Annotated in this window: 14 protein-coding genes and 5 pseudogenes; 11 read left to right on the top strand and 8 right to left on the bottom strand. The window is 71.0% G+C overall.

Features of this window, described 5'->3' with window-relative positions; all coding sequences use genetic code 11:
• Positions 1-346: 346 nt before the first annotated feature.
• Together lon and MTP03_RS01780 are read right to left on the bottom strand one after the other, a co-directional pair.
• Positions 347-2,622: pseudogene (gene lon / locus MTP03_RS01785) on the bottom strand (endopeptidase La).
• Positions 2,623-2,771: 149 nt separating this feature from the next.
• Entirely contained in the window at positions 2,772-3,938 is a 1,167-nt protein-coding gene (locus MTP03_RS01780; RefSeq protein WP_248490306.1) for an FAD-dependent monooxygenase, read from the bottom strand.
• Positions 3,939-4,092: 154 nt separating this feature from the next.
• On the opposite strand from MTP03_RS01780, the pseudogene MTP03_RS01775 reads away from it, so the two are divergent.
• The 4 genes and pseudogenes from MTP03_RS01775 (at position 4,093) to MTP03_RS23255 (ending at position 6,812) form a co-directional block, all read left to right on the top strand.
• Positions 4,093-5,162 (top strand): annotated as a pseudogene (locus MTP03_RS01775) (cupin domain-containing protein).
• 2 nt (positions 5,163-5,164) lie between these two features.
• Complete coding sequence (locus MTP03_RS01770) at positions 5,165-5,986, top strand: fumarylacetoacetate hydrolase family protein (RefSeq protein ID WP_248490305.1); 822 nt, start codon at positions 5,165-5,167, stop codon at positions 5,984-5,986.
• Positions 5,987-6,073: 87 nt separating this feature from the next.
• A pseudogene (locus tag MTP03_RS23260) lies at positions 6,074-6,389 on the top strand (maleylpyruvate isomerase N-terminal domain-containing protein); the annotation flags it as partial.
• Between the two features lie 21 nt (positions 6,390-6,410).
• Complete coding sequence (locus MTP03_RS23255) at positions 6,411-6,812, top strand: hypothetical protein (RefSeq protein ID WP_371821016.1); 402 nt, start codon at positions 6,411-6,413, stop codon at positions 6,810-6,812.
• Here MTP03_RS23255 and MTP03_RS01760 read toward each other — a convergent pair.
• A complete protein-coding gene (locus MTP03_RS01760; RefSeq protein WP_248490304.1) occupies positions 6,789-7,556 on the bottom strand; it encodes an IclR family transcriptional regulator in 768 nt (255 codons plus the stop codon). The genes MTP03_RS23255 and MTP03_RS01760 overlap by 24 nt on opposite strands.
• Before the next feature lie 76 nt (positions 7,557-7,632).
• On the opposite strand from MTP03_RS01760, the pseudogene MTP03_RS23250 reads away from it, so the two are divergent.
• From MTP03_RS23250 to MTP03_RS01725, 6 genes and pseudogenes are all read left to right on the top strand, one after another.
• Positions 7,633-9,374, top strand: a pseudogene (locus MTP03_RS23250) (hydantoinase/oxoprolinase family protein).
• Positions 9,293-9,820 carry a hypothetical protein gene (locus MTP03_RS01745; protein ID WP_248490303.1) on the top strand — a complete coding sequence of 176 codons (528 nt, stop codon included), beginning with the start codon at positions 9,293-9,295 and terminating at the stop codon, positions 9,818-9,820. The pseudogene MTP03_RS23250 and the gene MTP03_RS01745 overlap by 82 nt, the downstream one beginning before the upstream one ends.
• Before the next feature lie 21 nt (positions 9,821-9,841).
• A complete protein-coding gene (locus MTP03_RS01740; protein WP_248490302.1) occupies positions 9,842-11,986 on the top strand; it encodes a hydantoinase B/oxoprolinase family protein in 2,145 nt (714 codons plus the stop codon).
• Positions 11,987-11,991: 5 nt separating this feature from the next.
• Positions 11,992-13,122 carry an iron-containing alcohol dehydrogenase gene (locus tag MTP03_RS01735; protein ID WP_248492355.1) on the top strand — a complete coding sequence of 377 codons (1,131 nt, stop codon included), beginning with the start codon at positions 11,992-11,994 and terminating at the stop codon, positions 13,120-13,122.
• Complete coding sequence (locus MTP03_RS01730; protein ID WP_248490301.1) at positions 13,119-14,624, top strand: aldehyde dehydrogenase family protein; 1,506 nt, start codon at positions 13,119-13,121, stop codon at positions 14,622-14,624. The genes MTP03_RS01735 and MTP03_RS01730 overlap by 4 nt, the downstream gene beginning before the upstream one ends.
• A 32-nt stretch (positions 14,625-14,656) precedes the next feature.
• The gene (locus tag MTP03_RS01725; protein WP_248490300.1) at positions 14,657-15,352 is read left to right on the top strand and encodes a class II aldolase/adducin family protein; all 696 of its coding nucleotides are present in this window, start codon (positions 14,657-14,659) and stop codon (positions 15,350-15,352) included.
• 43 nt (positions 15,353-15,395) lie between these two features.
• On the opposite strand, the gene MTP03_RS01720 is transcribed toward MTP03_RS01725, so the two are convergent.
• Positions 15,396-17,426 (bottom strand): heavy metal translocating P-type ATPase, encoded by a 2,031-nt coding sequence (locus tag MTP03_RS01720; protein ID WP_248490299.1) that lies wholly within the window; start codon positions 17,424-17,426, stop codon positions 15,396-15,398.
• 68 nt (positions 17,427-17,494) lie between these two features.
• Here MTP03_RS01720 and crtI point away from each other — a divergent pair, with 68 nt between their 5' ends.
• The gene (gene crtI / locus MTP03_RS01715; protein WP_248490298.1) at positions 17,495-19,006 is read left to right on the top strand and encodes a phytoene desaturase family protein; all 1,512 of its coding nucleotides are present in this window, start codon (positions 17,495-17,497) and stop codon (positions 19,004-19,006) included.
• A 3-nt stretch (positions 19,007-19,009) separates the two neighbouring features.
• Here crtI and MTP03_RS01710 read toward each other — a convergent pair whose 3' ends face one another.
• The 4 genes and pseudogenes from MTP03_RS01710 to MTP03_RS23240 all read right to left on the bottom strand — a co-directional run bounded on the left by MTP03_RS01710 (position 19,010) and on the right by MTP03_RS23240 (position 23,607).
• Positions 19,010-19,495 carry a Uma2 family endonuclease gene (locus MTP03_RS01710; protein ID WP_256465204.1) on the bottom strand — a complete coding sequence of 162 codons (486 nt, stop codon included), beginning with the start codon at positions 19,493-19,495 and terminating at the stop codon, positions 19,010-19,012.
• Positions 19,496-19,692: 197 nt separating this feature from the next.
• Positions 19,693-22,221 (bottom strand): polynucleotide kinase-phosphatase, encoded by a 2,529-nt coding sequence (locus MTP03_RS01705; protein ID WP_248490296.1) that lies wholly within the window; start codon positions 22,219-22,221, stop codon positions 19,693-19,695.
• 175 nt (positions 22,222-22,396) lie between these two features.
• Positions 22,397-22,780: pseudogene (locus tag MTP03_RS23245) on the bottom strand (methyltransferase); the annotation flags it as partial.
• A gap of 35 nt (positions 22,781-22,815) precedes the next feature.
• A complete protein-coding gene (locus MTP03_RS23240) occupies positions 22,816-23,607 on the bottom strand; it encodes a 3' terminal RNA ribose 2'-O-methyltransferase Hen1 (protein WP_371820849.1) in 792 nt (263 codons plus the stop codon).
• Between the last annotated feature and the right edge of the window lie 56 nt (positions 23,608-23,663).

Genomic DNA, 23,663 nt, shown 5'->3' with positions numbered 1-23,663 from the left:
CCTCATTGAGTGGACTACGCTCAAGCAGTACGTCATGTCCAACGGGCGACGTCGTGGGAATGTTCCCGATTCTCGAAAAAGTTGAGCGCATCGCGCGCAAGTCTTGTTCTCGCAGGTCACGCAGCCCGACGGTGCCGCCGCGGGGAGCGCCGGGACGCCGCCGGACGTTCGTCCCCGCGCCGCGCCGAATCCCCTCGGATCCGTTCGCTCCCTCACGAGAAGCCGCTCCCCTGGTGAGGGGCCGGCCGCCCCACGCGGCGCCGACTCCCCCACCACACGCCAGCTCTCCCCACGGAACGCCGAGCGGGCGGGCCGCCGAGGCGACCCGCCCGCACCGTCGAACCCGTTATGCGGCGACCTGAGCACCCTCCGACACCGGCTCCAGGGCCTGCGTCACGATCTCGGCGACGTCGACCATCGGCTTCACGTCCAGGGCGTCGAGGACCTCGGCCGGGACGTCGTCCAGGTCGGGCTCGTTGCGCTGCGGGACGAAGACGGTCTTCAGGCCGTTGCGCTGCGCGGCCAGCAGCTTCTGCTTGACGCCGCCGATGGGCAGCACCCGGCCGTTCAGCGTGACCTCGCCGGTCATGCCGACGTCGCTGCGCACGCGCCGCCCCGTCAGCATCGAGACCAGCGCGGTGACCATCGTGACGCCCGCCGACGGCCGTCCTTGGGGACGGCGCCGGCCGGGAAGTGGATGTGCACCGTACCGTTCAGCGCGGTCGGCTCGATGCCGAAGTCGGCGGCGTGCGCCTGCACGTACGACAGCGCGATCTGCGCCGACTCCTTCATCACGTCGCCCAGCTGGCCCGTCAGCTTCAGCTCCGGGCCCGCCTCGCCGGGCGTGTGCAGCGCCTCGATGAACAGGACGTCGCCGCCCATGCCCGTCACGGCGAGCCCGGTCGCAACGCCCGGCACCTCGGTGCGCTCGGCCGTCTCCGGGGTGAACCGGGGCCGGCCGAGGAAGCCCTTGAGGTCCCCGACGTCGACGACGGTGCGCTCGCCCTCCGACGAGGAGGACTGCTCCACCGCGACCTTGCGCAGCGCCTTCGCGAGCAGCCGCTCGAACTGCCGCACGCCCGGCTCCCGGGTGTAGTTCGCGGCGATCTCGCGGAGCGCGTCGTCGGTGACGGTCACCTCGTCGGCGGTCAGCGCCGCCCGCTCGAGCTGCCGCGGCACCAGGTAGTCGCGGGCGATCGCGACCTTGTCGTCCTCGGTGTAGCCGTCGAGGGTGACGAGCTCCATGCGGTCGAGCAGCGCCGACGGGATGTTCTCCACCACGTTGGCCGTCGCGAGGAAGACCACGTCGGACAGGTCCAGGTCGAGGTCGAGGTAGTGATCGCGGAAGGTGTGATTCTGCGCGGGATCGAGAACCTCGAGCAGCGCCGCCGCGGGGTCGCCGCGGTAGTCGGAGCCCACCTTGTCGATCTCGTCGAGCAGCACCACCGGGTTCATCGACCCGGCCTCGCCGATCGCACGCACGATCCGGCCGGGCAGCGCGCCCACGTAGGTGCGACGGTGCCCGCGGATCTCCGCCTCGTCCCGCACGCCGCCGAGTGCCACGCGCACGAACTTCCGCCCGAGCGCCCGGGCGACGGACTCGCCGAGCGAGGTCTTGCCCACGCCCGGAGGCCCGGCGAGCACCATGACGGCGCCCGACCCGCGGCCGCCGACCAGCGACATGCCGCGCTGCGACCGGCGCGACCGCACGGCCAGGTACTCGACGATGCGGTCCTTCACGTCGTCGAGGCCGTGGTGGTCGGCGTCGAGGATCGCCCGCGCGCCGGCCAGATCGTCCGAGTCCTCGGTGGTGACGTTCCACGGCAGGTCGAGGACGGTGTCGAGCCAGGTGCGGATCCACCCCGCCTCGGGGCTCTGGTCGGTGCCGCGCTCCAGCTTGCCGACCTCGCGCAGCGCCGCCTCGCGGACCTTCTCGGGCAGGTCGGCGGCCTCGACGCGGGACCGGTAGTCGTCGGCACCGTCGGGCTCGTCCTCCCCGAGCTCCTTGCGAATGGCGTTGAGCTGCTGCCGGAGCAGGAAATCCTTCTGCTGCTTCTCCATCCCGTCGCGGACGTCGGAGGCGATCTTGTCGCTCACCTCGGTCTCGGCGAGGTGCTCGCCGGTCCAGTCGATGAGCCGCTGCAGGCGCGCGTCGACGTCGCCGGTCTCCAGGAGCTCGCGCTTCTGCTCGTTGGTCAGCCACGACGAGTAGCCCGACGTGTCCGCCAGCGCGGCGGGGTCGCTGAGCCGGTTGACGGCGTCGATGACCTGCCACGCCTCGCGGCGCTGCAGCATCGCGAGCACGACCTTCTTGTACTCGGCGGCCAGCTCGCGGGTGCGCTCGGTGACCGCGGTCTCGTCGACGAGGTCGACCTCGACCCACAGCGCCGCGCCGGGACCGGTGGTGCCGGACCCGATGTGGGCGCGCTGCTCGCCGCGGAGCACCGCGACGTACTCGGACTGCCCGGGGACCCGCCCCACCTGCACGATCGAGGCGACGACGCCGTGCGTCGGGTAGCGGTCGTCCAGACGCGGGGCGATGAGGAGCTTGCCGCGCTCGCTCGCGCGGCCGGCGTCGACGGCCGCCTGCGCGGCGTCGTCGAGGGGGATCGGCACGACCATGCCGGGGAGCACGACGAGGTCGGGGACGAAGAGAACGGGCAGCGAGATCTGCTCAGACATGGGACCTCCAAAGTTCAGTCTGCCCCGCTCAACGCAGAAGCCCGGCCGGGTTGTTCCGGCCGGGCATCGGCGTTCGCCCTCAGCGGATTTCAGGCACTCTGAGGCGACCACAGCCAGTCCGTGTACTTGTAGGCGCCGTCGCCCCGGACCAGCCGGAACAGCTCGTTGCGCGCTACCCGCCCCGCGCCGTCGAGATGCCAGAGTTCACCCCACATCCGGCCCGTCGACATGATCCGGTTGCACCGCGGGGCACGGACGGCGTTCACTGCGGCGAGGGCCGTCGGCCAGTCCGCGGCGTCGGCGGGGATGTGGTCCGCGATACTGCGGGCGTCCTCGAGCGCCATCACGGCACCTGAGGCGAGGTACTGCAGCGGCGGATGGGCCGCGTCGCCGAGGAGCAGCATCCGGCCGTCGACCCAGTCCGAGATCGGCTCCCGGTCGTACATCGGCCACCAGCGGTCCCGCCAGAGGTGCTCGGTGGCAGCGCGCACGGTCGGATGGCAGCGCGCGAACGCATCGTCCAATTCCGACGGTCCGCCCCACTCGACTTCCCCGCGCTCGTAGCCGGGAGAGTGGAACACCGCGACCTGGTTGAGCATCGCGCCGCCGCGCAGAGGGTACTGGATGAAGTGGCATCCCGGTCCGATGTACCCGATCACATCCTCGATATCGGCGGCGAAGGGCACCTGATCGATCGGGAAGGTACCGCGGTACGCCGCGTAACCCGATCCCACCGGCTCGTCCTCCGAGAGCTTCGCCCGCAATGTCGACTTCAACCCGTCCATCCCGAGTGCGACGTCGCCGGTCAGTTCCTCGCCGTCGGCCAGCGTGACCCGCACGCCGTCGCCTTCGGTCACCACATCGACCACCCGGCTGTCCGTACGAAGGTCCGCACCGGCGGCCCGCGCCGCCGTGACGAGCGCCGAGTGCAGATCGGACCGGTGCACCACGAAGTAGACGCCGCCGTAATGGCGCTGGAAGTCCGCGCCCAGGTCGAGCCTGGTCAGTTCTTCAGCGGTGATCGCATCGCGGAACACGAGGTTCTTCGGCAGCACGCCGCGCGCGACCACCTCGTCGAAGACGCCCCACTCCTGGAGGATCCGTGAGCCGTGCGGTCCGATCTGGAGGCCGGCCCCGACCTCGCCGAACTCCGGTGCCGACTCGAGAACGGTCACCTCCGCGCCCCGCTTACTCAGGGCCAGTGCGGAGGCGACTCCGCCGATCCCGCCGCCTGCCACGATCACCTTCGTCGTCATCGCTTGCTCCTCACATCTCCGCGAACTCTGCAACGACTGTGACCCCGGACACCACGGCTGGGTAGCGAGGGTTCTGCTCTGCAGAACAACGGTGCATTCAACGCCACAGCCTTTCTAGCGTTGTGGCATCCGACACACGAAGCGAGGAGGCGCCGTGCCCAACGACCTGAGCGATGATCCCGAGTTGGATCGCTTGTACTCGGATTTCGCTGCCGCTCACCTGAATCCACTGTGGACTCAGCTGGGCGACCTGATGCCCATCGTTCCCGCGCCGCGCGCCGTCCCCCACGTGTGGCGCTGGTCCGACCTGCTTCCGATGGCGCAGCGGGCCGGCGATCTCGTGCCCGTGGGCCGTGGCGGCGAACGCCGCGCGATCGCCCTGGCCAACCCCGGCCTCGGTGGCCTCCGTACGCGACGCCCACATTGTGGGCGGCGATCCAGTACCTCGGCCCGAAGGAGACCGCGCCCGAGCACCGGCACGCGCAGAACGCCTTCCGCTTCGTGGTCGAGGGCGAAGGCGTCTGGACGGTGGTGAACGGCGATCCGGTTGCCATGCGCCGCGGCGACCTGCTCCTCACCCCCGGCTGGGCGTTCCACGGCCACCACAACGACTCCGACAGTCCGATGGCCTGGATCGACGGTCTGGACATCCCGTTCATCCACTACACCGATTCCGGCTTCTTCGAGTTCGGTGCCGACGGCGTGACAGACGAGGGCACCCCCGACGTCTCCCGGGCCGAGCGCCTCTGGGCACACCCGGGACTGCGCCCCCTGATCGGCCTCGACGCCGCGAGCAGTTCCCCGATCTCCTGCTACCGGTGGGCACACACGGACGCGGCACTCGCCGAACAGCTCGCGCTCGAGGACGAGGGGCATGCGGCCACCGTCGCGCCCGGGCACGCGGCGGTCCGGTACACGAACCCCACCACGGGCGGCGACGTCCTTCCGACCATCCGTGCCGAGTTCCACCGGCTGCGAGCCGGAGCGAGCACCCGCGCGCGACGCGACGTGGGCTCCACCGTCTTCCAGGTTTTCGACGGTGCCGGTTCGATCGTGCTAGACGGAGTCGAGAAGCACATTCACACAGGCGATCTCGTGGTCGTCTCGTCGTGGACCGAGTGGTCCGCCCACACCGATGACGGACTCGACCTGTTCGCCTTCTCCGACGCTCCCATCGTGGAGCGGCTCCACCTCGCCCGTACCCACTTCTCCGAAGGAGCATGACCATGCGCCTGGCAACCCTCCGCCGCGACGGCCGTACCGCCGCGGTGCGTGCCGACGACGACACCTCGGCCACGGTGATCGACGGATACGCCGATCTCTCCGAACTCCTCGCGAACCCCGACTGGCGGGCCGTCGCGGACGCCGCCGACGGAGATCGCGTCGATCTGCGTTCCGCCGACTTCGCGCCGGTGGTGCCGCGGCCCGAGAAGATCGTGTGCGTCGGCCTCAATTACCGCACGCACATCCGCGAGATGGGCCGGGACCTACCCGAGTACCCGACGCTCTTCGCGAAGTTCGCCGAGGCCCTCACCGGCCCGTACGACGACGTGATCGTGCCGGACTACGCCGCGGACGAATTGGACTGGGAGGCCGAGCTCGCGGTGATCATCGGCGCACGTGCCACCCGCGTGACCGCCGGTGACGCCGCGGGGTACATCGCCGGCTACTCGGTGATCAACGACTACACGATGCGCGATTACCAGTACCGGACCCTGCAGTGGGACCAGGGCAAGACGTTCGACCGCACGTCGGGGTTCGGGCCGTACCTGGACACCGACTACCGCCTCGGCACCCGGATCGAGACCCGTCTCGAGGGTGAGGTCATGCAGTCCGCGAGTACGGACGACCTCGTCTTCGGCCCGGAAGAACTCGTCGAGTACATCTCCCACATCGTCACCCTGCAGCCCGGCGACGTGATCATCACCGGCACCACCGGAGGCGTCGGCCACGCACGCAAGCCGGCCCGCTACATCCGTGACGGCGAGGTCGTCGAGGTGAGCATCGAGGGCCTGGGATCGGTCCGCAACCGCACGATCGTCGCCTGACATGAATGCCCCCTCGTCTTCCGCGACCTCTCCCGGGAGGAACAGCTCACCCTGTGCCGCCGCGGCACTGCCCAGTTCGCGCGCCAGTTGGGAGCGCTCTCTGGCGATCAGCTGCGCGATCCCTCCGGACTCGAAGGGTGGACTCGCCGACATCTCGTGGCGCACGTGGCCTACAACGCCGCCGCACTGTGCCGCCTGATGGACTGGGCGGCCACGGGAACCGAGACCCCGATGTACCCCTCCCGGCGGCGCGCGCTTCGAGATCGCCGAGGGTGCCACGCTGGCACCGGGCGCCCTCCGGAATCTGTTCGACCACACCGTCGCCCGGCTCGACGAGAAGTGGCGCCACGCGCCGGAGGAAGCGTGGGCGGCAGTCGTCCGTTCCGCGCAGGGGCGGGAGATCACCGCCACGGAGACGATCTGGATGCGCGCCCGCGAGGTGTGGGTCCACGCCGTCGACCTGGGTGCCGGGGCACGATTCGCCGACGCCCCCGCGCCGGTCCTCGACGGCCTGCTGCAGGACATCGTCGACCGCTGGCGCAGCACCGGCGAGGGCGGGGACATCGAGCTGCGGGTCGATGGGCGCGCCCCGGTTGCCGTCGACCCGGCCACCGACCCGCGGCACCGCGTACCGGTGGCCGGCGACAGGGCCGCAGTCACCCGCTGGGCCGCCGGCCGAGGCACCGTCGGGCTGGCCGAAGCACCGCTCGACGGCCCCCGCGCTGGCTCTGACGCGGCCGCGCTGAACGCGACTCGACCACCCCGGCATGGGCACGCCCGGCCACGCCGGGGCGGCCGTCGCCTATTCCGGGCGTGCCGCCGGTAGTCGCAGGTGATCCGCCTGCGTCAGGAGATACGCGCCGATCTGTGCGATCCGGCCCTCCCCGAGCCGCGTCGCGGGGCCCGCGACGGCCAGCGCGGCCCCCACGGACCCGTCGGCCGCCCGCACCGCGATCCCGATCGCATGGAGCCCCTCCTCAGTATCGCCAGCATTCACCGCGTACCCCCGGTGCCGCGTCAGTTCGAGTTCGCGGCCTAGCCGCTGCCACTGCGGATTGCTCAGGCCTGCCTCGCCGTCGTTCCCCGGAGTCTGGTAGAGCGAACGAAGGTGCGGTGGCGACAGTTCCGCGAGAATCGCGCGCCCCGCTGCAGTCAGTCGCGCGGGGAGTGCGACACCTCGACGATCACCGACCCTGATCGCCTGCGCCGATTCCACGGTGGCGATGAACCTCACCCACCGCCCCGTCCGCACCGCGAGTTGAACGGTCTCGCCCGTCTCCGTGGCGATTCGCGTCATGACGGGACGCAGGTGCGTGTTGTACTCCCCGGTGGGCCGGTGCTCAACTGCGGCCACGTACAGAGACGGCCCGGGCACGTACTTGTTCTCGTCGTTCTCGACCGCGAAATCGCGGTAGACCAGCATCGCGAGCAGCCTGTGCGCGGTCGACCGGGCCACGCCCAACAGTTCCGCCGCCTGGCTCACGCTGACGATTCCCTGATCTCGAAGGATGTGCAGCAGGAGCAACGCATTGTCGACCGAGCTCTGTCCGTACGCCGGCCGGTTCCGCATAACAGAATCCTAGATCGACTGTCGCCTGGATCACAGTAGCTTCGGATTCACGAGCAGATCAGCATCGCAGAACTCGATGGATAGTGCTGTTGCACAGCGACATCGACCTCCACAGCGGTCCCGTCCGGTGTGCTCGACAGCGAGAAAGGTGCATTCGATGAAACAGGGACTCTACGTGGGTGTGGACACCGGTGGCACGTTCACCGATGTGGTCGTGATGGACGAGGCCGGGGCCGTGCTCACGAACAAGGCCCCGACGACTCCGCAAGCGCTGGAGGACGGCGTCTTCGCCGCGCTGGCGCTGATCGCCGACGAGCGCGGCGAGTCGCTGGGCGACATGCTCGCCAAGGTGGTGAGCTTCGGCCACGGGACCACACAGGCGACCAACGCGCTGATCGAACGGCGCGGCGCGACCACCGGCCTGATCACGACCAAGGGTTTCGGGGACACGCTGTTGCTGCAGCGCCTGATGGGCTTCACCGCAGGCACCCCCGTGGAGCAGCTGGGCGAGTTCAGTCGCCGCCGCTACCCGGACCCCATCGTTCCGCGCAGCCGGATCAAGGAGGTCCTCGAGCGCGTCGACCAGGCCGGCGAGGTGGTGATCGAGCTCGACGAGACCGCAGTCCGCTCGGCGGTCGAGGAGTTGGCGGCGGACGGCGTGACCGCCTACGCCGTCGCCCTGCTCTGGTCCTTCCGCAACCCGGCGCACGAGCTGCGCATCGCCGAGATCGTCCGGGAGGTCGCCGGCGACGGTGTCTACGTGAGCCTGTCGAGTGAGGTCAACCCCGTCCTCGGCGAGTACGAACGGACCTCCACCACCGTGCTCAACAGCTACCTGGGCCCGAGTGTGCAGCGCTACCTCGAGCGGATGGAACGCAAGCTGATCGAAGCGGGCATGACAGGCCGGTTCAGCGTGCTCAACAGCATCGGCGGCGTGATGAGCGCCCGCGACGCGGCGGATCGCGCCGTTCTGCTGCTGGCGAGCGGTCCGACCGGGGGCGTGCTCGGCAGCCAACACCTCGCCGAGCAACTCGGCCACCGCAACGTCATCACCTCCGACATGGGCGGCACCAGCTTCGACGTCGGTCTCATCGTCGACGGCAGGCCCGTGGTGTCCGCGGTCACCGAGGTCGCGCAATACCACGTCGCGGCACCGATGGTCAGCATCACCGCGATCGGCGCCGGCGGCGGTTCGGTCGCCGACGTGGTCGCGGGAGAGCTGCGGGTGGGCCCGGAGAGCGCCGGCGCCTTCCCGGACCAGTCTGCTACCGCCGCGGCGGTACCAGGGCGACGGTGACCGACGCCGACGTCGTACTCGGCGTGATCGATCCCGACACTTTCCTCGGCGGGCGGATGCAGCTCGACCGCGCGGCCGCCGAGGAGGCGATCCGCGCGCAGATCGCCGAACCGCTCGGACTCACGGTGGTCGAGGCGGCCGCGGGGATCCGGCACATCGTGGACTCCCGCATGGCGGACACGCTCCGCGAGCTATCGGTCGGCCGCGGCCTCGATCCTCGCGATTTCGTGCTGTACGCCTACGGCGGCGCGGGCCCCATGCACTGCGCCGGCTTCGGCGCCGACCTCGGCGTGGAGAAGATCGTGGTGCCGGCGACGTCGATGGCGCACTCGGCCTACGGCGCCCTGGCAGCCGACATCTATCACAGCGCGGAGCGTTCCCACCTGGTGAAGACCACCCTGGGAATCTCGCGCCGTGGGAGGACATCGACGCGGCCGCGATGGACCGGGTCTTCGCAGAACTCGAGTCCTCGACCCGCGACCAGCTCGTCCGCGACGGTGTCGACCCGGCCGACACCGTGATCGAGCGCTCGGTGGATGTCCGCTACCGCAGCCAGACGCACGAGCTGATCGTGCCGGTAGCACCGGGCACCGTCGACGCGGACGTCGTGCGCCAGGTCGTCGACCGGTTCGAGGCCGCGTACGAGGACACCTACGGCAAGGGCGCCGGGTTCCGCGAGGCCGGTATCGAGCTGACCACGTTCCGGGTCAGCGGCATCGGCCGCACCCCGAAGCCGACCTTCCGCGACACGACCGCGACGCGTTCGCACGCACCGCACGTCCGCAAGGTCTACGACCTCGCTGCGGGCGGCTGGATGGACGCGACGGTGGTCGACTGGTTCTCCCTCGCGCCGGGAGAGCAGATCGCCGGCCCCGCAGTCGTCGAGCACCCCACCACCACGGTCTACACCGGATTCGGCCAACGAGTCGGCGTCGACGTCTTCGGGAACCTCATCATCACCGCCTGAACGGCAAAGAAGGAATCAGTCATGAGCACAGACATTCTGAACCCCGCAGCCGCGGAAGTGGACCCGATCACCTTCGAGGTGGTCCGCAACCGGCTCTCGGCGATCACCGAGGAGCAGGCGATCACCCTGAAGTCGGTCTCCGGCTCGCCCGTGGTCACCGACGCGACCGACTTCAACGTGGGCACCTACCTCTCCGACGGTTCGATCGTGACGATGGGCCCGCAGGTCCTGTTCCACTCCGGATCGATGGCGAGCGTCGTGCGCAACATCATCGCCGACCGCGCCGAGAACCCCGGCATCGCCGAGGGCGACATGTTCATCCTGAACAATCCGTACAAGGGCGCCCTGCACCAGCAGGACGTGTCGATCGTCGCCCCCGTCTTCCACGACGGTGAGCGGGTCGCCTGGGTCGGCGCGTGCGCGCACCAGATCGACGTCGGCGGCCTCAATTTCGGCAGCTGGGCGTTCGGCGCCACCGAGATCCAGCAGGAAGCGATGCTGCTCTCCGGCGTGAAGATCGTCGAGAACCACGAGATCCGCGGCGACCTCTGGGACATGGTGATGGGGATGACCCGGATGCCGATGGCCGTCGGCCTGGACCTCAAGGCCATGATCGCCGCGAATCAGGTCGCGGCGCGCCGCCTCGGCGAGCTCTTCGAGCGGTACGGACTGGACGTTGTCCTCGAGGTGATGCACCGCGAGATCTCGCACGCGGAGGAGCAGCTGCGGGATCGCCTCCGGCAACTGCCCGACGGGGTGTTCCGGGCCGTCGACTACCTGGAGCACGACGGGCACACCAATGCCCTCTACGAGTTCAGGCTCACGGTCACCAAGTCCGGCGACACGCTCGACTTCGATTTCACCGGCACCGACCCGCAGGCACCAGGATTCGTCAATTGCACGCGATCGGGCCTGGTCGCCGGCGTGTTCACCGCGCTGCTGCCCACGCTCGCGCCGCGGATCAGCTGGAACGAGGGTCTGTTCCGCCCGCTCACCATCACCGCGCCCGACGGCGTGATCTGCAACGCCACCTGGCCCGCCCCGGTGTCGTCGGCCACCATCTCGGCCGTCTGGGTGGTGCAGAACGTCGCGCTGGCGGCGCTGTCCCGCCTCGCCGCGATGTCCCCGCTCACTGCGCAGGACGCTGCCGCGGTGACCAAGGGATCGATGACCGCCCTCGTCCTCAACGGACGCGATCGCGACGGCCGCCCCTACGGCAATTTCCTCCTCGACTCCACCGCGGGCGGCGGAGGGGCGTACCGGGACCACGACGGCCTCAACGGATCCGGGGACTTCTGCGTACCCCGGCCCGCAATCACCAACGTGGAGAGCCACGAGGCGAACGGCCCCATCCTCTTCCTCTACCGATCGATCCTCACGGATACGGGCGGCGCGGGCCGGCACCGCGGTGGCTGCACCGTCGGGCTCGCGATCACCCCGCACGACACCGAGGATCTGACGGCGATGATCGTCGGCCACGGCGTCGAGGTCCCCAACAGCGTCGGCCTGTTCGGCGGCCTGGAGGGATCGTGCAACCGCAACCAGTTCATCCCGTCCGACGGTGCCTCGCCCGCGGGCCGGATCACCTCGGTCGACGACCTGAGCCGGCGCGGGGACGACGTGCAGGTGCTCGGCGCGAAGCCCGGCTTCCTCTCCCTCCGCCCGGGCGATGCGCTGGCCTACAGCTTCCAAGGCGGAGGCGGCTACGGAGATCCGCTGACCCGCGATCCGCAGTCCGTCGCCACCGACGTCGCCCACGGCTACGTCAGCGCCGGCGCGGCCGCGGATCTCTACGGCGTCGTCCTGACCGACGGCATCCTGGACGAGGCGCGCACCGGCGAACGACGCAACGAGCTGCGCGCCGCGCGCACCGGCCGGGACTGCGGCGCGGAACAGTCGGCAGACGGGGCCCCCATGGGCCCGGCACTGGTCCGCACGGCCGACGGTGCTGTCCACTGCGGCTGCGGCGCCCGGCTGGGCGACGCGGGGAACTGGCTCGCCGGCACCGCGCGGCGCGTCGCGGACCCCGGCGATCACGGCCCGTACCTGCGCCTGCACGAGGGACTCGAGCTGCGCGAGTACGCCTGCCCCGGGTGCGGGACGCTCCTGGACACGGCGGTCGCGCGGATCGGCGCCACCGACCTGCAGACTATAGAGCTGCGGTGACCACGATGACCCGTCGATCGTTCCACGTGCGCACCCGCATCGTCGCGGGCATCGGGAGCCTCGCGGACCTCGGGGACGAGATCGACGCCCTGCCCGGTCCCACCGCGGTGGTCGCCGATCGCGGGCTGGCCGACGCGGGCGTGCTGGACGTCGTCCTGGCGGAGGTCCCCGCCGACCGGGTCGGCGCCGTCGTCCTGATCGATCCCGATCCGGACGTCGCCGCCGTCGAGGCGGGGGCCGAGGCCGCTCGTGCGGCGGGCTGTGCGAGTGTCCTCGCCGTCGGCGGCGGCTCCGGCCTCGGCGCGGCCAAAGCGGTCGCGATCCTGCTCACCAACCCGGGCCCCGTGGTCGCGTACGAGGGCGCGGGCAGGGTCCCGGCCCTCCCCGCGCCGTCTCTCGCGATCCCGACCACCGCGGGCAGCGGCAGCGAGGTCTCGAACGCGCTGGTGCTGCACGAACCCGGGCGGGATCGAGAGGTCATCGTCCGCGGTCCCGGCTGCGCTCCCCGCACTGCCGTCCTCGACGCCACCCTGCTCCGTGGACTGCCGCGGACGCCGATGCTCTACGCCGGTCTCGACGCACTGACCCACGCGCTCGAGTCCCTCTGGGCACGCGGTGCGACGGTCTTCACCGACGCCCTCGCGCTCCGCGCCGCACAGGACATCCTCGAGACCCTGCCGATCGCCGTCGCCGGGGCGGGCCCGGCGGGACCCAACGCCGACGGCACCAACGACGCCGTACTGCAGCGCCTGCTCGAGGCGAGCACCGCCGCCAATCTCGCGTGCGGCAACAGCGGTCTCGGCCTGGTCCACGCGCTGTCGTCGTCGGTGCTCGTCCCTCTGGCGCACGGGTTCCAGAACGGCGTCCTGCTGCCGCGCGTGGCCGAACTCAACCGGGAGGCGCTGTCCCCCGCCGCGATCGCGCTCGTCGATCGCCTGCCGGATGTCTATCGGGCAGTGGAGTTCACGCCGCGGTTCGACTCGAGCGTCATGAGCGACGAGCGACTGGCGTCCATGATCACGGCGAGCGACGGCCATCCCTTCCGCACCAACAACCGGGTCGAGGTGACCGACGGCGAGCTGCGCGAGCTGCTCGCCGGCACCGTCGGCCCCGCACCCCAGGAGAACAGGACATGACCACCACGACACCCGTGACGAACGCGCGCGCAGGGCAGGCGGATCGCATCGCTGCGCTCGCGCAGCACCCGTGGCGCCTGCTCATCGGCGGGGCGCTCCGCGGCGCCTCGGACGGCGGGACATTCAGCACCTCCGATCCGTTCTCCGAGACGGAACTCGCCCGAGTCCCGGACGCGACGTCCGATGACGTCGACGCCGCCGCCGAGGCGGCAGAGGCCGCGCGGTCCGCATGGCGCGCGGTCCCGGCGACCGAGCGAGCGGCGCTGGTGCTGCGCTTCGCCGACCTCATCGACGAGCACGCGGAGGAGCTGGCCTTCCTGGACTGCGTCGACGCCGGCTCCCCGATCGCCAACGCGCGCTTCGACGTGGAGATCGCACTGCAGCAGATGCGGATGTTCGCCGGGTTCGCGCTGGAGATGAAGGGGCAGACCATCCCGGCGTCGAACGCGCTGCACCTGACCGTCCGTGAGCCGGTAGGCGTGGTCGCCAAGATCTGGCCGTACAACCACCCGCTCATGTTCGCGTGCCGCATCGCCGCTCCGTTGGTCGCAGGCAATCCGGTGGTCGGCAAACCGCCCGAGGCCGCACCGCTGTCCACCCTCAGGCTCGGAGAACTGGCGGCCGAGGTTTTCCCGCCCGGCGTGGTGAACATCGTGGTCGGCGACGGGCCGGCCGTACCCGATCGGCTGGTCCGGCACCGCGCGGTCCGGCGGATCGGCTTCATCGGCTCCGAGCCCACCGGCCGGGCGATCCAGCGCGCCGCGGCCGAATCGGCGGTCAAGCACGTGACCCTCGAGCTCGGTGGCAAGAACGCGATGGTGGTCTTCGAGGACAGTGATGTGGAGGCCGCGGCGGCGGGCGCGGTCTTCGGCATGAACTTCACGTGGTCCGGCCAGTCGTGCGGTTCGAACTCGCGCCTGTTGGTGCAGCGACCGATCTACGACGCCGTCGTCGCCCGCGTGGCGGACCTGGTCCGCGCACGACGGATCGGCGATCCTCTTGAGACGTCGAGCGAACAGGGAACGATGATCAACAGGGCGCAGTACGAGAAGTCGCTGTCCTACATCGCGATCGCGCTCGACGAGGGTGCGCGCCTGGTGACCGGCGGCGGCCGGCCCGAGGGCGAGGAGTACGCGACCGGGTTCTTCGTCGCGCCCACGGTCCTCGCCGACGTCACCCCCACCTCACGCATCGCGCAGGAGGAGGTCTTCGGGCCCGTCCTCTCGGTGATCCCGTTCGACACCGAGGATGAGGCGGTGGCGATCGCCAACTCCGTCGAGTACGGCCTCACCGCAAGCGTGTGGACCCGCGACCTCGACCGTGCTCATCGCGTGGCCCGCGACTTCGAGGCCGGCCACACCTGGATCAACGGCTCGTCGATGCACTTCCCCAACGTTCCCTACGGCGGATTCAAGGGATCGGGCGTCGGCGGCAAGGAGGAGTGTCTGGAGGAGCTCCTCAGCTACACCGAGGAGAAGGTCATCAACGTGATGTTCCGATGAATTCCGCACTCGCACTTCAGATTGGAGCTCTCATGACCGACGACCCGCGCGACACCGTCGCCACCTCCGCACGCATCATGGCCGCGACCGGCGCCGGCGACCTGATCTGGGGGCACGTCAGCGTACGCGACCCCGAGGGCCGCGGCGTGTGGCTCAAGCAGGCCTCGTACGGCCTCGAGGAGATCACCCCGGAGCGGGTCCACCTCGTCGCGTCGGGCGGGGAGGTCCTCACCGGAGGCGGCCAGCGGCACAGCGAATTCCCCATCCACACGGAGGTGATGGCGGCGCGCCCCGATGTGGGCGGCGTGGTCCACGTGCACAGCCGGTACGCGGTGGCTCTCGCCGCCGCCGGCGCGGAACTGCTGCCGATGAGTCACGAGGCCAACTACTTCGCCGAGCACGGGGTGCCGCGGTTCACCGAGACCGCGGACCTGATCCTCACCCGCGAGCTCGGCCGCAGCGTCGCCGCGGCGCTCGGCGATGCGCAGGCACTGTTCCTCGTGAACCACGGCATCGTCACGGTGGGCCCCGACCTCGAGACGGCGACGGTGGCCGCCGTCATCCTCGACCGCGCCTGCCAACAGCAACTCACCACTCTCGGCTACGGCGGCACCCCGAGCTGGTCCGATCCCGTGGAGTCCCGCGCCAAGCGGGAGCACATCTACTCCGACGAGGCGCAGCACCAGGTCTGGGACTACCTCGCCCGGAATCTCCCGCCGCTGAACTGACCCGGATGTCCCCCGGCGCCCAGCGGCACCCGGGGGACGGCCATCACGCGGCCGCGGGCTCGCGCTCGGGGCGCACCTCGTGCTCCACGCCGTCGTGCTCCCGCCCGACCTCGAAGCGGAGCAGCCGGAGCGCGTTGGCCACGACGATGAGCGTCGAGCCCTCGTGGATGAAGACCACCGGCCCCATCGGCATGCCGAGGAAGGTGACGATCACCAGGAACACGACGATGCCGAGCGCGGCGATGAGGTTCTGCCGGATGATCCGGCTCGTCTGCCTGCTCAGCCGCACCGCGAAGGGCAGGCGGCCCAGGTCGTCGCTCATCAGCGCGACGTCGGCGGTCTCAAGCGCCACAGCGGATCCCGCGGCGCCCATCGCGATGCCCACGTCCGCCTGGGCCATCGCGGGGGCGTCGTTGACGCCGTCGCCGACCATCGCGCACCGTCGGGCGTCCGGGCCCGCGCCGGAGAGGCCCCGGACGTGGGTCACCTTGTCCTCGGGCAGGAGGCCGCCGAGCGCCCGGTCGACGCCCACTTCGCGACCCACGGCCTCCGCCACCTGCTGGTGATCGCCCGAGATCATCACGATGTCGGTCATGCCGGACTCGCGCAGGCGGTCGAGCACCTGCCCGGCCTCCCGACGGGGCGTGTCCATCACGCCGATCACGCCGAGGAAGCGGCCGCCGCGGCGCACGATCATCAGCGTGCGGCCGCCGGCCTGCAGCCGCTCGACGTCGGCGGCGACGGCGCCGTCGAGCGCGATCCCGGCGTCGCTGAACAGCCGCTCGTTGCCGATCTCGACCTTCGCCCCGTCGACCAGGGCGCGGACGCCGCGGCCGGTGACGGACTGCAGGTCGGAGGCGGTGAGCACCCCCTCCTTAACCCGAGTCGTACGGCCGATGATGTCCCGGGCGACCGCGGCGGCGAGGGGGTGATCGGAGAGCTTCTCGACGGCGAGGGTGGTCGCGAGGAGCTCGTCGAGCTCGACCCCGGGAGCGGCGACGGTGTCGGTGACCCGCGGCTCGCCCCAGGTCAGGGTGCCGGTCTTGTCGAAGGCGATCGACGTGACGCGGCCCAGCGTCTCGAGCGGCGCGCCGCCCTTGACGAGCACCCCGGCACGGGCCGCGCGGGCGACGCCGGCGAGCACGGCCGACGGAGTGGCGAGCGCGAGCGCGCAGGGGCTCGCGGCGACGAGGACGGCCATCGCGAGGTAGAAGGCATCGTCGAAGGGGTTGCCGAGCCCGAAGTACCCGACGACGAAAACGCCGATGACGAAGGCGATCACGGCCGGAACGTAGATCCGCTGGAACCTGTCGAGGAAGCGCTGCGTGGGCGACTTGGCCTGGTCGGTGGACGCGACGAGCTCGACGACCTTGCTCAGCGTCGAGTCCTTCGCCAGCGCCGTGACCTGCACGACCAGGGCGCCGGAGCCGTTGACGGTGCCCGCGAAGACCTTGTTCTCGTCGGCGACGCGGCCGGAGCGGGCGGGATCGAGCGGCTCCTTCTCGACCGGCATCGACTCGCCGGTGACGGCGCTCTGGTCGATCGCGGACCGGCCGTCGACGACCACGCCGTCGGAGCTGACGCGGGCGTTGGGGCGGATCAGTACGAGGTCGCCGACGGCGACGTCCTCCACCTGCCGGTCGACGAACTCGCCCGCCGTGGTCGACGGTCCGCCGACGTGCACCAGCGCGGTGCGGGGCGCGAGGCCGGCGAGGGCCTCGATCGACTTCGAGGCCCGGGCCAGCGCGAACTCCTCCAGCGCGTGGCCGAGGCTGAACAGGAACAGCAGCACCGCGCCCTCGGCGAACCGCCCGATGGAGGCGGCGCCGATCGCCGCGACCAGCATCAGGAAGTCGACCTCGAACTTGCCGTTCAGCGTGGATTTGATGGCGGAGCGGATGGTGAAGAAGCCGCCGAAGAAGTAGGTGGCGAGGAAGAAGGCCGTGCCGATGTCGGGCAGTTTCAGGGCGTACTCGGCGATCATGCCGGCGGTGTACGTGACGCCCGAGGCGATGGCGAAGCCGATCTCCCACCGCGCCGAGTGGCCGGATTCGTGGTCGTGTTCTGCGCTCATGTCCTGAGCGTATGCCACATATGCATACATTGCAATGTATTGCTTTGAAGAGTTCTTAGACTCGTCCCGTGCACATTGGAATCATCGGGGCCGGACTATCGGGGTTGTCTGCGGCGCTGCATCTGCTCGGGGCGGGACACGAGGTGACCGTCTACGAGCGCGCGCCGTACGTGGGCGGCCGGGCGGCGACGCAGCGGATCCACCGGCGATCGGGCGAATCGTACGAACTGGACCTCGGCGCCAGTGTCCTGACGATGCCCGACCTCGCGTTCGACGCCCTCGCCGCGGGCGGCCTGGCCCGCGCGGACGCGGAGGCGGAACTCGACCTGCTGCCGGTCACGCCCGCGTACGCGGGTCGTTTCCCCGCGCTCGGGGAATCACCGGCGGGCGTGCTGCACGTGCCCGACGACCTCGCCGTCGACGAGCACATGCGCTGGCAGGAGGCGATGTTCGACGCCGCCTACGAGCGCTTCATCGGCGGCGACGCCGCGTGGGGCTCGTACGCGAATCCGCGCGACCTCGCGGCACTGGGCCGGCTGGTGAGGCTCGGCGCGCTCCGCTCGATGCAACACCAGGTGGACCGCCGCGTCGACGACGTCCGCGCCCGCCGCATGCTCACCTTCCAGGCGTTGTACGCCGGCGTCGCGCCGTCGGCGGCGCGGGCGGTGTACGCGGTGATCTCGCACATGGATGTGGGCCTCGGCGTCTGGTATCCGCGGGCCGGGATGGGTGCGGTCGCGGAGGTGATGGCCCGGCAGGTGGACCGGGCCGGTGGGCGCGTGCTGCTGAACTCGCAGGTCCTCGGGCTCGACGGCCGGCGTGGTGAGGTGACGGGGCTGCGCTACCGCCACCTGCGCGGCGACCTCCCCGTCGATCGCGAGCGCCTGGGGGCGGTTGTGGTCACCGCGGACGCGCCGATCGCCGATGCGCTGATCGCGCCGCTGGGCGGGCGCCCGCCGCGACGGCGCGTGCGGCACTCGCCGTCCGCCGTCGTCGCACACCTGCAGGTCGACCAGGACCTGCAGGACCACTGGCCGACGCAGGCGCATCACACGCTGGACTTCGGCGCCGCGTGGGAGCAGACCTTCGCGGAGATCACCGCGACGCGGGGCCGCGGGCGGCTGATGAGCGACCCGTCGTTCCTCATCACGCGACCGTCGGTCACGCTCGGCGCCGGGAGCGCAGCGAGCGGGCCGCATGAAACAGGCGAGCACTCCGTCGTTTCCGTGCTCGCGCCGTGCCCGAACCTGGAATCGGCGCCGCTGGACTGGGATTCGATCGGCGGCGAGTACGTGCGCGACGCGCTGCGGACGCTGGAGGGCCGCGGCTACCGGGGCATCTCCGCGGCGGAGGTGCTCCGCGTGGACACCCCCGCCGACTGGGCGCAGCAGGGCATGTCCGCCGGCACCCCGTTCGCCGCGGCGCACACGCTCAGCCAGACGGGGCCGCTACGCCGCCCGCAGCGGGTGCCCGGCATCGCCAACGCCGTGCTCGCCGGGTCGATGACGCATCCCGGCGTCGGAGTTCCGCCCGCGCTGATCTCCGGAAAGCTGGCGGCGGAGGCCCTGGCAGACGAGTGACGCCTACCGCGTCGCACGGCCGGCGAGCAGCTCGGCCGGATCGAAATTCAGTGGGAACGGCTCCGGCGTCACGAACCGTTCCCCGCCAGTGGCTCGCGCCGCCTCGACGTACGAGCCGTCGACCAGCTTGTGCAGCTCGACGGCGACCTCTCCGCGATGGATCTCCACGAGCAGGAAGTACGGCACGCCGGCCGCGGCGCACAGGCGGGGCTTGTCGATGCGGTCGCGCCTGCGGCTACCTCGGGAGATGAGTTCGACGGGCATCAGGATCTCCTCGGCGGGCACCCACACCTCGTCGTCGACATGATTCCGCAGCACCGCGAGGTCCGGCTCGATCCACGTCTGCTTCGTGAACATCATGTTCACCGAGGTATAGACGGGAATCCCTACCTGCTCCGCCGCGGCATCCAGCAGTTTGAACAGCCGCCCCGTCGCCCAGCTGTTCGCAGTCCCCTCCCGTGGGCTCATCACGAGCCTCCCTCCTCGCACTCGTAATAAGCGGGAGGCAGCTCGGGCAGGGGAGGTAGCGCTCGGCCAGATCGGTCGTCCACAGACCCGCGAGATCCACGAGCGGATCGAAGGCGGAATCACTGTTCAACGGGGCGGCCATGGTCATCACCTCGTCCTCAAGAGTACGTCCCATAACGCGATCATGGCCGACACCACCGACAAGTTTTGCGATATCACTACAGCCGCGGGTCCACCGGCTCCGACTCCTGCGCCAGCACCGCGAACACCGACTGGTGCACTCGCCACAGCGGCTCGCCCGCGACGAACGCCGCGAGCGCGTCGCGACCGAGGGCGTGCTCCGCGAGCGCCATCTTCCGCTTCCGGCCGAGGTTCCGGTCGCGCAGCACGTCGAGCGAGTCGAGGTAGTCCGGGCCGTAGATGATCCGCAGGTACTCGCGGCCGCGAACCTTGAGCCCCGGCTGCACCTTCCGGCCCACCACACCCAGCGGCTTGACCACCATGCCCTCGCCGCCGGCGTCCGTCAGCTCGGTCCACCGCCGGGTCGCCGCAGCGCGGTCCGCCTCCGACGCCAGGTCGACGGTGCAGTGCCGCGTCGGCGTCAGGAACGGATCGTCCAGCGCGCCGAGCACCGCCATGTGCCACTCGTGCGACTCCTCGGCGAGGACTCGTCCCTCCGCCGCCAGCACCTGGAAGGGCGCGACGGTGACCCCGTCGAGCCCGTCCGTCGGCCGGTAGTACCGCGCGTAGGCGTCGCGGAACGCCTTCGTGTTCAACGCCCTCCGCGCCGTCCGATCACGGAGCGCGGCGACGTCGAGACCGCGCGCCGCGGCACCGTCGAGCCCGGCGAGCGCGGCCGGGAACGCCTCGCGCGCGGCGCCCACGGACGCGTACTGGGATCGGATCAGCTCGCCCGCCTTCGCGGACCACGGCAGCAGCTCGCAGTCCAGCGCGAGCCAGTCCGTCTCGAGCCGGTCGAACAGCGGTGCCACGGCTCGCCGGAGGCGATCCACCAGCGGCTCGACGTCGTCGAAGAACGCGCGGCCGGTGCGCGTGTACACCGCGCCGGTGCCGCCGTCGGCGACGCCGAATCGGCGTGCCGCCGTGGCGGAATCACGCGCGATCACCGCGACGGCTCGCGAGCCCATGTGCTTCTCCTCGCAGATCACCCGCTCCACGCCCCAGCCGGCGAAGTCCTCGAACGCACGCGACGGGTGCTCGAGGAAGCCGTCCTCCCGCGCCACCGACGCCGGCGACATGGTCGGCGGCAGGTACACCAGCCAGCGCGGGTCCACGGCGAACCTGCTCATCACCTCGAGCGCTGCGGCCGCATTGTCGCCCTCGACCTTCACGCGGCCCGCCGTGCGGGTGGACAGCCAGCGGGTGCCGGCCACGTCGTCGTACCGCAGGACGGAGGCCGCCCGGTCGTCCGACGGTGCCTCCACTACCGGCCGGTCCTGCGACTCGCGGCCCGCTCGCTCCGCTCCCGGTGCCGGCGCGTACCACTCCGACTCCGCAGGCACGGAGACGATCTCGCACTCCGGGTAGCGCAGCGCGGTGAGCGCGCCGCCGAACACCGCACCGGTGTCGATGCACAGCGTGTTGTTGATCCACTGCGGCTCGGTGACCGGCGTGTGGCCGTAGACCACGGCCGCGGCGCCGCGGTAGTCCCGCGCCCACGGATACCGCACCGGCAGCCCGATCTCGTCGGTCTCGCCGGTGGTGTCGCCGTAGAGCGCGAACGCGCGCACCCGGCGCGACGCCCGGCCGTGGTACTCCTCCTTGAGCCCTGCGTGGGCGACGACGAGCCGGCCGCCGTCGAGCACGTAGTGGCTGAGCAGGGAGTCCATGAACGCCAGTGCGGCGCTGCGGAACTCCTCAGGCTCGGCGGCCAGCTGGTCCAGCGACTCCTGCAGCCCGTGCGCGACGGTGACCCGGTTGCCCTTGAGCGCGCGCACCAGCTTGTTCTCGTGGTTCCCACTGACGCACAGCGCGTTCCCCGCGGCGACCATGCCCATGACGAGCCGCAGCACGCCCGGGGTGTCCGGCCCGCGGTCGACGAGGTCGCCGACGAAGACCGCTGTCCGGCCCTCCGGGTGGTCGGCGCCGTCGGCGCGCACGCGCCAGCCGAGATCGGTGAGCAGCGTGCGCAACTCGGACGCGCAGCCGTGCACGTCGCCGATCACGTCGAACGGGCCGGCGAGCTCGGTCCGGTCGTTCCACGGCCGCTCGCGCAGGATGGAGGCACCGTCGACCTGCGCGGTGTCACGGAGCATGTGGACGCGGCGGAAGCCCTCCTTCTTGATCCCCTTGAGCGACCGGCGCAGCTCCCGCGCCTGGCGGGTAATCACCTGCGGCCCGAAGGTGCGGTCAGCGCGCCGCCGGTTCCGCTCGATCGCGACCTCGTCGGGGAGGTCGAAGACGATCACGTCGACGAGGACGTCATGCGCGCGGGCGAGCGCCACGAGCGAAGCCCGGGACGACCGCTGCACGTTGGTCGCGTCGACGACGGTGAGCAGGCCGCGGCGCAGGCGGATGCCGACCAGGTGGTGCAGCAGGTCGAACGCGTCGGACGTGGCCGCCTGGTCGTTCTCGTCGTCGGCGACGAGGCCGCGGCACACATCGCTGGAGACGACCTCCGTCGGCCGGAAGTGCTTGCGCGCGAACGTCGATTTGCCGCTGCCCGAGGCGCCGGCCAGCAGGATCAGGCCGCGCATCGGGACGGTGACGACGGTGTCGGTGCTCATCGGCCGGACTCCTTCCGGGTGAAAACGGCCATCTGGGTGGGGTTCCGCGCTCGGGATCGGCGTCGCCGATCCCGTCGTGCCGCACGGCGTAGCCGTGCCGGTCCGCGACGTCGGCGGCCCACGCGGCGAACTGCGCCCGGTCCCACTCGAACCGGTGATCGGTGTGCCGCAGCCCTATGAGGTCGGGGTAGAGGGCGTTGTACTCGCTGTTGGGCGTCGTGACCACGACGGTGCCGGGCCGGGCAGCGCCGAACACGACGTGCTCGAGCGCACCGAGCCGCGCCGGATCGACGTGCTCGATCACCTCCATGAGCACCGCCGCATCGAAGGCTGCGAGGCGGTCGTCCTCGTAGGTGAGAGCGGCCTGGAACAGGTCGATCCGGCCGCGCTGGCGCTCGGTCATGTCGTCGAGATGCAGGCGCTGCGCGGCGCGCTGCAGCGAGCGGACTGAGGCGTCGCAGCCCACCACGCGGTCGATCCCCTGCGTCGCGAGCAGCCGGCCCAGGAACTGCCCCGGGCCGCAGCCGAGGTCGACGACCGAGGTCGCGCCGCTCGCCACGACGGCCGCGAGCACGGCGTCGTGCCGCAGCAGGTTCAGCGGCTTCGGTGCGTCGTCGGTCGCGGCACCGTCGTCCTGCGCCTCGGGCGGAAGTCCTCGACCTCCGCGAGGCGCTCGAGGGCCCGCGCGGCGAGGCCCGGGCCGCGGCCGAGGTACCGGCGGGTGATGAGTTCCCGGTCCGGGTGGGTCTCGAGCCAGCCGGCACCCGAGCGCAGCAGCTTGTCCACCTCGTCGGGGCCCTGCCAGTAGTGTTTCGACTCGTCGAAGACCGGCAGCAGCACGTAGAGGTGGTTGAGGGCGTCGGCGAGCCGCACGGTGCCAGTGAGGCGTAGCCGAACGTAGCGCGAGTCGCCCCACTCGGTGATCGTCTCGTCGAGTGGGATCGGCTCCGCGTCGACCGTCCAGCCGAGCGGGCCGAAGAGCCTCGTGGCTACGCCCGAGCCGCCGCGGCACGGCAGCACCGGGATCGCGATCTCCAGCGGGATCTTGTCGTCGGCGACAGCCTGTCGGCTACCGCCCCGGCCGCCCCGCGCGCTGCGGAAGACGTCCGCCAGCGCCGCCGCGAGGAGCGACGAGGCCGCATAGGAACGGTCGTTGACGTACTGTGCGAGCGCGAAGTCCGGCGTGGACCGACGGCGACGCGCGAGCGCGATCGGATCGACCTCCAGCAGGAGCGCCGCGGTGCAGCGCGTCTCGGTCACCTCCGGGTAGAAGACGGTGGCCGTGCCGAAGGGCTGGGTGAACTCCTGCACCCGGTCGGGGTGCTTGTGCAGGAGGAAGCCCAGGTCGGTGGCCGGCACACGCGTGGTGGAGACGGTCAGATACACCCCGTCATTCTGCGGTGGAGCGCATCGGTCGCTAACCGAAATTCAATTGAGCGCAC

This window comes from Tsukamurella sp. PLM1 (assembly GCF_023168325.1).
Classification (GTDB): domain Bacteria; phylum Actinomycetota; class Actinomycetes; order Mycobacteriales; family Mycobacteriaceae; genus Tsukamurella.
Note: the sequence above shows the minus strand (reverse complement) of the source record. Positions and strands in the feature narration are given on the sequence as shown.